10 protein-coding genes are annotated in these 10,768 nt (G+C 67.0%); 2 read left to right on the top strand and 8 right to left on the bottom strand.

Features of this window, described 5'->3' with window-relative positions; translation table 11 throughout:
• The coding region (locus WAN71_RS16575; RefSeq protein WP_422226378.1) for a methionine synthase at positions 1–891 on the bottom strand (891 nt) is incomplete at its 3' end.
• Between the two features lie 86 nt (positions 892–977).
• Between WAN71_RS16575 and WAN71_RS16580 the strand changes: the two genes are divergently transcribed.
• A complete protein-coding gene (locus tag WAN71_RS16580; protein ID WP_422226379.1) occupies positions 978–1,604 on the top strand; it encodes a sensor domain-containing protein in 627 nt (208 codons plus the stop codon).
• Here the strand turns inward: WAN71_RS16580 and WAN71_RS16585 are convergent.
• The 5 genes from WAN71_RS16585 to WAN71_RS16605 all read right to left on the bottom strand — a co-directional run bounded on the left by WAN71_RS16585 (position 1,601) and on the right by WAN71_RS16605 (position 7,245).
• Positions 1,601–3,100 (bottom strand): adenylate/guanylate cyclase domain-containing protein, encoded by a 1,500-nt coding sequence (locus WAN71_RS16585; protein WP_422226380.1) that lies wholly within the window; start codon positions 3,098–3,100, stop codon positions 1,601–1,603. The genes WAN71_RS16580 and WAN71_RS16585 overlap by 4 nt on opposite strands.
• Before the next feature lie 75 nt (positions 3,101–3,175).
• On the bottom strand, positions 3,176–4,249 hold the full coding sequence (mnmA, locus tag WAN71_RS16590; protein ID WP_422226381.1) for a tRNA 2-thiouridine(34) synthase MnmA: 1,074 nt from the start codon (positions 4,247–4,249) through the stop codon (positions 3,176–3,178).
• Entirely contained in the window at positions 4,246–5,427 is a 1,182-nt protein-coding gene (locus tag WAN71_RS16595) for a cysteine desulfurase family protein (protein ID WP_422226382.1), read from the bottom strand. Before WAN71_RS16595 ends, mnmA begins: the two co-directional genes overlap by 4 nt.
• A gap of 88 nt (positions 5,428–5,515) precedes the next feature.
• Positions 5,516–6,394, bottom strand: a complete 879-nt coding sequence (locus tag WAN71_RS16600; RefSeq protein ID WP_422226383.1) for a lysophospholipid acyltransferase family protein — start codon at positions 6,392–6,394, stop codon at positions 5,516–5,518.
• Positions 6,394–7,245, bottom strand: coding sequence for a GNAT family N-acetyltransferase (locus tag WAN71_RS16605; protein WP_422226384.1), 852 nt, complete (start codon positions 7,243–7,245; stop codon positions 6,394–6,396). Before WAN71_RS16605 ends, WAN71_RS16600 begins: the two co-directional genes overlap by 1 nt.
• 155 nt (positions 7,246–7,400) lie before the next feature.
• Here WAN71_RS16605 and WAN71_RS16610 point away from each other — a divergent pair, with 155 nt between their 5' ends.
• Entirely contained in the window at positions 7,401–9,179 is a 1,779-nt protein-coding gene (locus WAN71_RS16610) for a flavin-containing monooxygenase (protein WP_422226385.1), read from the top strand.
• A gap of 48 nt (positions 9,180–9,227) precedes the next feature.
• Here the strand turns inward: WAN71_RS16610 and WAN71_RS16615 are convergent, their stop codons facing one another.
• Together WAN71_RS16615 and WAN71_RS16620 are read right to left on the bottom strand one after the other, a co-directional pair.
• Positions 9,228–10,184 carry an electron transfer flavoprotein subunit alpha/FixB family protein gene (locus WAN71_RS16615; RefSeq protein ID WP_422226386.1) on the bottom strand — a complete coding sequence of 319 codons (957 nt, stop codon included), beginning with the start codon at positions 10,182–10,184 and terminating at the stop codon, positions 9,228–9,230.
• A 36-nt stretch (positions 10,185–10,220) separates the two neighbouring features.
• A partial coding sequence (locus WAN71_RS16620; RefSeq protein ID WP_422226387.1) for an electron transfer flavoprotein subunit beta/FixA family protein occupies positions 10,221–10,768 on the bottom strand: 548 nt, incomplete at its 5' end.

Raw genomic sequence — 10,768 nt, forward strand, 5'->3', positions numbered from 1 at the left:
GCGCAGCGCCGAGCGGCCGAAGCCGAGCCGGTCGGTGACCGCCACGACGGCGGCGGCGACCTCCTCCGCCGACGGACGCGGGGTCGGCGCGCTGGACGACACGACGCCGAGCATGACGGCGCGGCCCGACTCGACGAATTCCGCGATGGCATCCAGATCGGCGGCTTCAAGCGTCGCCACATCGATGGAAATTGCCGTAATATTGCTGCGCTGCAACGCTTTCCACGGTAACGCCGCGGCGCAGCTGTGCACTGAGGTCTCGGCGCCCGCGGCGGCCACACAGGTGTCCAGCAATGTGGTGGCCAACGTCTCGTCGATTGGGCCCACCGGGCTCAACGCGGTCACCCCGGTCAGCCGTCCGGCCACCGCCGCCGTCAGCAACGGCTCGTCGAATTGCACCACCACGGGTGTGTCGAGTCGACGGGACACCGCGGCCCGATGCTCGGCGACCCCTTCGGCCAGTGAGGCGGCGATGTCGTGCACGGCGCCACGATCGGTGATCGCCCTATGCCCGTTGGCCAGTTCCAGCTCGGCGGCCAGTGTGACCGGCCCGGGTGCCTGCACCTTGACCGGTCGCCCGCTCCCCCGCAACCCCGCTATCTCCCAGGCCTCTTCCAGCGCGTCGATATCTTCGTCGAGCAGGCTGATCGCCCGCCGCGTCACCGCGCCGGGCCGGGCCGCCACCCGGTAGCCCCGCGGCACCGTATCAAGGGCCATGTCGATCAGCAGCGCACCGGCGCGCCCCACGATGTCGGCGCCCACTCCCCTGGCAGGCAGCTCGACGATGTGGGCCATCGCGGCGCCCAACTCACCGATGACGACCTCGGCCGCTTGCCGCGCAGCGGTGCCCGGCCATGATCCGGTGCCGCTGGCGGTTGCGAAAACGCTCACCGGCCAACCGTATTCGATCGAGTTCCCGGCGCCCCATGCCAGGGCCCGCCGGCGCGATTACGCTCTGATCAACGAAAGATGGAAAAGTGACGTCACGATCGCTGGTGCTGTGCTGTGCGGCCCTGCTGGCCGCGGCCTGCACCCGCGTGACGGACGGCACCGCGCTACCGGCTTTCGGGGCCGGATCCAATCTTTCCGGGGTCGACGTCGACCGCGTTCTGCTCGATCAGAACCGCATGCGCGCGATCACCGGCGCTGATGAGCACCTCACGATCATCCCGTCGATGGACGCCAACTCCCCGGTCGACGTCGACACGCTCGCCAAGACGGCGCCGCCGCAGTGCCGGTTTGTCTACGAGGACACCGCCACCTTCGGACCCGACATCGAAGAGTTCCACAAGACCACGTTCCAGTACCCGCCGCGCGGCGGCCTGATCTCTGAGGGCGCGGCCGGCTATCGCGATGCCAACACCGCGCATCATGCGTTCGACGCGCTGGTGGCCACCGTCCGGGATTGCGCGAACACCTCGGAAGGCGCGGGGTTCGTCGGCCCGTGGATCTCCGACGAGCGGTCGCTGCAGACTCGCCCCGGCGACTGCGGACGCGATTATGAAGTCAAGTCGGTGGTGTTGATGGAGGTCACATTTTGCGGGTTCCCGGAGTCGGTGTCGACGATCGTGATCACCAACATCGCCGCGAACGTGCCCGGCTAGATCTGTTCGAGGTCAGACTGCCCGGTACGCAAGGCATAGACACGGACGGGTTGCGATTTTCCTTTCAACTGGAACGCAGGACGCTCGATCCAGGCATCGTCGTCGTCGATCAGACTCCGTGTCGCGTGAGTAATCAGCAGGTCGTCCCCGGTATCTCGGGTTGCCGACTCGACGCGAGCCGCGGTGTTGACGGTGTCACCGATAACGGTGAAGTCGACCCGGCCGCCCCCGCCGATCGTTCCCGCGATGACGTTTCCCGAGTTGATCCCGACGCCGATGCGAAACTCACCGCCATGGCTTCGGATGGTTTCGACGATGTCGCGTCCCGCAGCGACCGCACGACGTGCATGGTCGGGTCGGCGGTCCGGAGCACCGAACACTGCCAGCAGACCGTCACCGATGAACTTGTTCGCGTGCCCGCCATGGCGCCGCACAATCGGGACGATCTCGCTGTAAAGCGCGTTCAGGCGCGCCACGGCATCGCGCGCTTCAGCGGCCTCCGCGTACGCCGTGAAATCCCGCACGTCGGTGAACAGCACTGAAACTTCGACGTCCTCGCCCGCGAGATCGGTGCCCTCGCGCAGGACCCGTTCGGTGAGTTCGGGATCGACATAGGCGCCAAAGGCGTGGCGCAACCGTTCTCGTTCGGCAAGTCCGCTCGCCATGTGGTTGAACCCGGCCTGCAGCAAGCCGACCTCGCTGCCATCCTCGACCGCCACCCGCGCGTCGAAGTCGCCCGCTCGGATGTCTGCCTGGGCCATCCGCAACGACGCGAGTGGTTCGGCGACCGATCTGGCGGCGAAACGGGTGGCCGCGAATCCCACGATCAGACCCAGGACCGCAAGGAAGAGCGCCGCCGCGACCACGCGCGCCCGATCGAAGCCGACACCAGCGAGATCGAGCCCGGCGAAGATTGCAATGCCCAGCAGCGGCACTCCGGTACCAAGCGCCCAAAAGGCGCTCAACCGCACAGCCACCCCGGGACCACCCGATTGCAGGGGTTCGCTGTCAGTGAGCACCAACGCGGTGATCGGACGCATTGCGCGCTCCACCATCAAGTACTGCACCGCACACGTCATGCCCGCGCCCAGCACGGTGGGAAGAATGCCCGCCGGGATCGCCTTCGTCGAGACACTCGCGCCCGCTGAGGTTGCGACGACCGCAGCGAACATCCAGATGGCGAATGTCCTGATCGCCCAGGTGCGGGGGTGTCGCAGCACCCGCTCACGTTCAGACTCCGTCGGTGCCCGGTCTTCGGCGAGCCAGCGTGCGATCGGGGCAAATGGTCGCCACAGCACCCACCATGCGCCGAATCCCAGCGCAGTCACCGTGAAAACGACCAGCACCGGAAGGCTGCGCCGCTGCAACTCCGCGTATTGGTCGGCCGCCAGCACGGTCGGCGCCAGATAAAGTACAAACCCCGTCACGACCGCGGCACCGCCGGCATTGCCGATGAGCGCGACCAAGGCGAGCCGACGCAGAACCCCCACGGTCACGCGCGACCGTTCTGCGTGGGATTGCACCACCGGCGCCGCCCCTTCACCAGCCATAGTTATCGCCGGGCGATCGGGTTAGGACGCGGCGCTGATGGTCGCGCTGCCGATTACCTCGTCGCCGTCGGGATCAGGGCGGTACAGCACCAGCGTCTGTCCCGGCGCCACACCGCGCAGCGGGGTGCGCAAACGCACCACAAGCTCATCGCCCGCCAACTCGGCGACCGCGTCGACGGCCTCGCCGTGCGCACGCACCTGGACCGCGCACTCGACGGGTCCGGTCGGTGGGGTCCCGGCGGTGAAAACCGGCCGCTGCCCGGTCAGCTGCCGAACATCCAGGTCGGCTGCCGAGCCCACCTGAACGGTGCCGCTATCAGCGTCGATCGCGGTGACGTAGCGCGGCTGGCCGTCCGGGCCCGGGCCGGCAATACCCAGTCCCTTGCGCTGGCCGATGGTGAAACCGTGCACCCCGGCATGGCTGGCCAGCACGGTCCCCCGCCGGTCGACGACCGAGCCGCTGCGCACCCCGAGCCGGGCCCCCAGGAAAGCGCGGGTATCGCCGGACGGGATGAAGCAGATGTCATGGCTGTCCGGCTTGTTCGCGACCGCCAGGCCGCGGCGGGCCGCCTCGGCGCGAATCTGCGACTTCGGGGTGTCCCCGATTGGGAACGCGGCATGACGCAGTTGATCGGAGGTCAGCACCGCCAGCACATACGACTGGTCCTTGTCCCGGTCGACAGCCCGGCGCAGCCGCCCGCCCGACAGCCGCGCGTAGTGCCCGGTGGCCACCGCGTCGAAACCCAATGCCAATGCACGTGTCGCGAGCGCCGAGAACTTGATCCGCTCGTTGCATCGCACACACGGGTTTGGGGTCTCGCCGCGAGCGTAGGACGACACGAAATCGTCGATCACGTCTTCTTTGAACTTGTCGGCGAAATCCCATACATAGAACGGAATTCCGAGGACATCAGCAACCCGTCGAGCGTCGCCGGCGTCTTCTTTGGAGCAACAGCCCCGCGAGCCGGTGCGCAATGTGCCCGGGGCCTGTGACAGCGCCAGATGCACGCCGACCACGTCGTGCCCGGCATCGACCATGCGCGCAGCGGCGACCGACGAATCGACGCCGCCGCTCATCGCGGCGAGAACCTTCATCGTGACGCCCCGGCGGCGGCCAGCGCGGCTTGCCGGGCGCGGGCCACCGCACCGGGCAGCACCTGCAGTGCGGCATCGACATCGGCTTCGACACTGGTGTGCCCCAACGACAATCGCAGCGATCCGCGGGCACTGACGGGCTCAGCGCCCATTGCGAGCAACACGTGTGAGGGCTGTGACACCCCGGCGGTACACGCCGACCCGGTTGAGCATTCGATTCCGTTGGCGTCCAACAACATCAGTAGCGCATCGCCTTCGCAGCCGTCGAAGGTGAAGTGCGCGTTGCCCGGGAGCCGTCGCGAGCCGGCAGCACCATTGAGGCGAGTGTCCTCGATGCCTGCCAGCACACCGTCGATGAGACGGTCGCGCAGTAGCCGCAGCCGCGCGCTGTTGGTCTCCAGCCCGTCCACGGCAAGCTGCATTGCAGTCGCCATGCCCACGGCACCGGCAACATCGGGAGTGCCAGAACGAATGTCGCGTTCCTGGCCACCGCCGTGCGACAGCGGCACGCAGCCGACGTCGCGGCGCAGCAGCAGCGCCCCCACACCGGGCGGGCCGCCGAACTTGTGAGCGGCCACACTCATCGCGGACAGCTGGCCGGCGCCGAAGACGACCGGCAGCTGCCCCACCGCCTGGACCGCGTCGCTGTGCATGGGGACGTCGAATTCGGCAGCGATGGCGGCGAGTTCGTCGATCGGCATGATCGTGCCGACCTCGTTGTTGGCCCACATCACCGAGACCAGCGCGACGTCGTCGTGCCGCTGTAGCGCGTCACGCAGCGCGGCGGCGGACACCGATCCGTCGGCGGCGGTAGGCAACCAAGTCACCTCGGCGCCTTCATGGTCAACCAGCCAGTTCACCGAGTCCAGCACCGCGTGGTGTTCCACCTCGGTGGTGACAACGCGCCGATGCCGCGGCTCGGCTTCGCGGCGCGCCCAGTAGATCCCCTTGACGGCAAGATTGTCGCTTTCGGTGCCGCCGGCGGTGAAGATCACCTCGGACGGACGCGCACCCAACTTGGCCGCGATCAACTCGCGGGACTCCTCCATTCGGCGCCGAGCGGCCCGACCAGTGGTGTGCAGCGATGAGGCATTGCCCACGGTGTTCAGCGCGCCCGTCATCGCCTCGATGGCAGCGGGGTACATCGGGGAGGTAGCGGCGTGATCGAGGTAGACCATGACCCGCCAAGGATACCGGCGGCGCCCTGCGACGATGCAGGCCGGAACCGGCCTGAGGAGAAGCAGGGCAATCAGACCCCGCTAAAGGTCAGGAGGCGAGCACGCGACGGCGCCGCTGATGACCTGAATGCGAGGCCGTCGTCGTGCGTATCGCGGCCTGGCAGCGACGGGCCAGCTCGCGCCGATCGGCGCCCGGCAGCTGCAACGATTCGACGTAGACCCGTGCCACAGTGCGGCGGGCGACCAGCAAGCGACCGATCGAACGCAGCAACGTGTCGTCACCGATATAGGCCGGGACGGTCGAGACGCTGCCGTCGCGGTGGTGGTAGCGCAGCCGCAGCGGCTGGACCGGTCGGCCGGTGTCGACGGCGGCCTGGAACATCGCCGGATAGAACGGCCCCGACGCTAGACCGCACCAGGTGGTGCCCTCCGGGAACGCCACCACCGTCTGACCCGCGCGCAACCGAGCGGCCACGGTGTCGACGACGCTGGGCAGCTGACGCAGGCTGGCCCGCTCGATCGGGATGACCTTGATGATGCAGGCCATCATCCGCACGACGAGATTGGCGGCCACATCGGCGCGGCCGACAAACGATGCGGGCACCGTCCGCCACCGGGTTGTGGGAAGTACCGCGGCGATCGTCACAATGTCCAGCCACGACATGTGGTCGCTAACCACCAACACACCGGGCAGATTTCGAATCGGCCCGCCCGACACCGTGATTCGTACCCCGAGACACCACAACAGCAGTCGGCAATAAAGGCGCTTGGCCTGCGACCGGCCCGGCAGCGGAGCTGCGACCAGTAGCAGCGCCGGGGCCAACAGCAGGCCCAGGCTGACCCGCAGCGTCACCCGCAGCACCACGATCAATCGACGGGACGCTTCCGAGCCGCCGGCCCGCAGACAACTTGTGTCGCAGGATGCCCGCGGTAGCCAGGCGTGATCGCATGTCTCGAGGCTGCTCATCAGGCCACCCTGCCCGCCGCTTCGGCGGCCGCCGATACCGACCGGAGTCGGCGCAGATAACGGGTGTCGGCATGGCGTTTGTCCAGCAGCGCGGGGAAATCACCCACGCCGAAGTCGGCGTCGTGGGCCGGCTCACCGCATATTCGCGCACCCAGCCGCAGGTAGCCGCGCATCAACGGCGGGATCACCGGCCGCGCGGGGGCAGGAATCTCATCGAGCGGGCGTCCGTCGATGACCACCGGGCGGTGCGGATGCACCCGGTATTGCGGCGGGGCGGCGTGGCGGCGCAGCACGAAGTCACGCACACCGCGAATCTGGGTGCCCGGTGGTTCGCCGTCGCCGGCTTCCCCTCTGATGGGGACCGACACGCAGCCGGTGACATAGTCGTAGCCGCACCGGTCGAGGTAAGCCAGGATGCCGGTCCACATCAGCAGCACGACGGCGCCGTTGCGGTGATCTTGGCGAACCACCGCACGTCCCATCTCCACCAGCGAGGGCCGCAGCGAATCCAGCGTCCGGATGTCGAATTCGGTTGCGGTATAAAGCCCCCCGGCGGCGACGGCACCGGTCGGCGACAGCATTCGGTAGCAACCCACCAGCTCGCCCGAGTTGTCCTCGCGGACCAGCAGGTGATCGCAGTGCTCGTCGAAACGGTCAACGTCGAGGCCGGCGGCGTCCTGCCCGGTGAGGCTGAAGCCTGGCTCGTTGCTGAATACGTCGTAGCGCAGCCGCTGCGCCGACTCGATCAGCGTGGGATCGGTGGACAGCAGCAGCGAATACCGCGGCTCGTTGGATGACGCTGTGCCCGAGGTGGGTTTGTCGGCGGGTATGAGGACAGAGTCAATGCTCATGCCATCACAGTTAGCGTCGTTGATCAGCTAATTGGCATCGGCGCCGTGACGTGTCCGTGCACGGCAGATGACGATGTCGCAGCGAATGCCGGACAACGGCGCTGGTCGGCAGCAACGAAGTTGCCTGGATCACAAAATTGCTCCAAACTGCGACCGTGGCTGAGGTCGGCGGCGCGACATTCGATCCAGATGCGCTGCGCGCCAAATACGCGCGGGAACGCCAGCGGCGGCTGCGCGCCGACGGGATCTCGCAGTACGTGCAGATCGCGGGTGCATTCAGCCGTTTTGGCGATGACCCGTGGGCCGATCCCGACTTCACCCGCGACCCGTTAACCGATGCCGTCGACGTCGCGGTCGTCGGCGCCGGCTTCGGGGGGCTGCTCATCGGGGCCCGGTGCAAGCAGCTCGGTGTCCACAATGTCCGGTTAATCGATAAGGCCGCCGATGTCGGCGGCACCTGGTACTGGAATCGCTACCCCGGAATCGCCTGCGACGTGGAGTCCTACGTCTATATGCCGTTGCTGGAGGAGCTCTGCTACGTCCCGACCGAGAAGTATGCGAAGGGCGCCGAAATCTTCGCTCACTGCCGCCGCATCGCCGAGCACTACGACTTGTACCGTGACGCGTGTCTGCAGACTGAAGTAAATGAAATCCGTTGGGATCCGGGTGCTTCCCGCTGGGTCATTTCCACCGACCGCGGCGACGAGATTCGCGCCCGATTTGTAGCGATGGCGAACGGCTATCTCCAGAGGCCGAAACTGCCAGGGATAAGCGGTATTACAATGTTCAGCGGTCACGCGTTTCATACCAGCCGCTGGGATTACGAGTACACCGGCACCGACCTTGCCGGATTGTCCGACAAGCGCGTCGGCATCATCGGAACCGGTGCGACGGCGATCCAGTGCGTACCGCGGCTAGCCGAATCTGTGCATCGGCTGTTCGTCTTTCAGCGCACCCCGTCAACGGTCGACGTGCGGGCCAATCGGCCGACCGAACCAGAGTGGGCCGCAGCGCTGGAACCCGGTTGGCAGCAGCGACGCATGGAGAACTTCCAAATCCTCACCGCGGGCGGTGCCGCCGACGAGGACCTGGTCGACGACGCGTGGACCAGCCTCACCAAAAAAATGCCGATCGTGAACGACGCCGGACCGAACGCCGCCGAACTGGCCGACTTCGCCAAGATGGAAGAGATCCGGTCTCGCGTCCAAGCGATCGTCACCGATGCCGTCACCGCGGAGGCGCTCAAGCCGTGGTACGGGTACTACTGCAAGCGGCCCTGCTTCCACGACGAGTACTTGCAGGCGTTCAACCGTGACAATGTCAGCCTTGTCGACACGCACGGCCGCGGAGTCGAGCAGATCACCCGCGACGGCGTGGTCGTCGACGGGGTCGAATATCCGCTCGATTGTTTGATATTCGCCACCGGCTTCGAGGTCGGCACGAGTTACTCGCAACGCACCGGCTTCGAAGTCATCGGCCGCGACGGCTTGACTCTCACCAAGAAGTGGGCCGACGGTGTGCGCACGTTGCACGGCCTGCACGTCAACGGCTTTCCAAACTGCTTCATCGAAAGCATCGCGCAGTCCGGCTTCACCGTGAACTTCCCTTACCTCATCGACACCCAGTCCCGCCACATCGCCTGGGTGATCGCCTGGGCGTTGCAGAACGGTGCCGCGGAGGTGGAAGCCACCCTCGACTCCGAAGCTGCCTGGGTCGACACCGTCGTGGCACGCTCCAGTGTCATCGCTGGCCGGCGCGAGTCATGCACTCCCGGCTACTACAACCGCGAGGGCCACGCGGATGTGCGATTGAACCAGGACAGCTTCTTCTTCGGCAGCCCAACCGAATACGCCGACATCCTCGAGACATGGCGGGCGACGGGCGAGCTTGACGGGCTTGCGAAAATGCCCGCCGCGCTTGCCGAGCAGACGTAAAAGTCCCCGACCCGCCGTGGCGTCGGGGGCTTTACGACTGCTCGCGGATTAACCCTTGCGGGCCTTGACCGCCTCGGTGAGCTGCGGTGCGACCTTGAACAGGTCGCCGACCACGCCGTAGTCGGCGATCTCGAAGATCGGCGCCTCTTCGTCCTTGTTGACCGCGATGATCGTCTTCGACGTCTGCATACCGGCGCGGTGCTGGATCGCCACGGAGATGCCGAGCGCGATGTAGAGCTGCGGCGAGACCGTCTTGCCGGTCTGGCCGACCTGGAACTGACCGGGGTAGTAGCCGGAGTCCACCGCGGCGCGGGACGCGCCGACTGCGGCGCCCAGCGAGTCGGCCAATTCCTCGACCACGCTGAAGTTTTCGGCACTGCCCACACCACGGCCACCGGACACCACGATCGTGGCCTCAGTGAGCTCCGGCCGGTCGCCGGCGACCGCAGGCTCGCGCGAGGTGACCTTGGCCGCGTTCTCGGCAGGCTCCGGAACCTCCACGGTGACCTGCTCGCCCGCGCCGTCGGCCGGTTCGGCGTCGATCGCGCCGGCCCGCACCGTGATCACCGGAGTGTCGCCGTTTGCCTGCGCCTCGACGGTGAACGCGCCACCGAAGATCGAGTGCACTGCCTTAGGCCCGGCCTGCACATCAACCACGTCGACCAGCAGACCGGAACCGATCCGGGCGGCCAGCCGGCCGGCGATCTCCTTGCCATCGGCACTGGCCGCCAGCAAAACGGCTGCCGGGCTTGCCGATTCGGCCAGACCGGCCAGCACGTCGACCACCGGAGTAATGAGGTAGTTCTCCGCGGCGTCGGATTCGGCCACGTAGATCTTGGCGGCGCCAGCCGCCTTCAACCCGTCGACGAGCGGCGAGGCGGTGCCGGGCTTGCCCACCACGACGGCAGCGGGCTCGCCCAAAACGCGTGCCGCAGTGATCAATTCGGAGGTGACTTTCTTCAAAGCGCCATCAGCGTGCTCGGCGAGCACCAGTACTTCAGCCATGGGTTATTCCGTGTCTTTCGGTTCGGGGTTCGAGTCTTAGATTATCTTCTGGCTGACCAGGTACTGAGCGACTTGGTTGCCGCCGTCGCCCTCGTCGGTGACCTTCTCACCCGCGGTCTTGGGCGGCTTGGGCGTCGACGTCAGCACCGTCGACCCGGCGTTGCCCAGCCCGACTTCGTCGGCCTCGACACCGATCTCGGCCAGCGTCAGCTTGGTGACTTCCTTCTTCTTGGCGGCCATGATGCCCTTGAAGGACGGGAACCGCGGCTCGTTGATCTTCTCGGTGACGCTGACCACCGCGGGCAACGATGCCTCGAGGGTGAACACGCCGTCGTCGGTTTCCCGTTCGCCAGTGATCTTGCCGCCGTCGACTGACAGCTTGCGCAAATGGGTCAGCTGCGGCAGGCCCAGGTACTCGGCGATGATGGCCGGCACCGCGCCGCCGACGCCGTCGGTTGCCTCGTTACCTGCGATCACCAGCTCGGTGCCCTCGATGGTGCCCAGCGCACGCGCCAGCGCCCACCCGGTCTGGACCACATCCGAGCCGTGCATGCCGTCGTCGAGCAGGTGGACGGCCTTGTCGG

It is taken from the genome of Mycobacterium sp. (genome assembly GCF_049280035.1).
In the GTDB taxonomy this organism is placed as follows: domain Bacteria; phylum Actinomycetota; class Actinomycetes; order Mycobacteriales; family Mycobacteriaceae; genus Mycobacterium.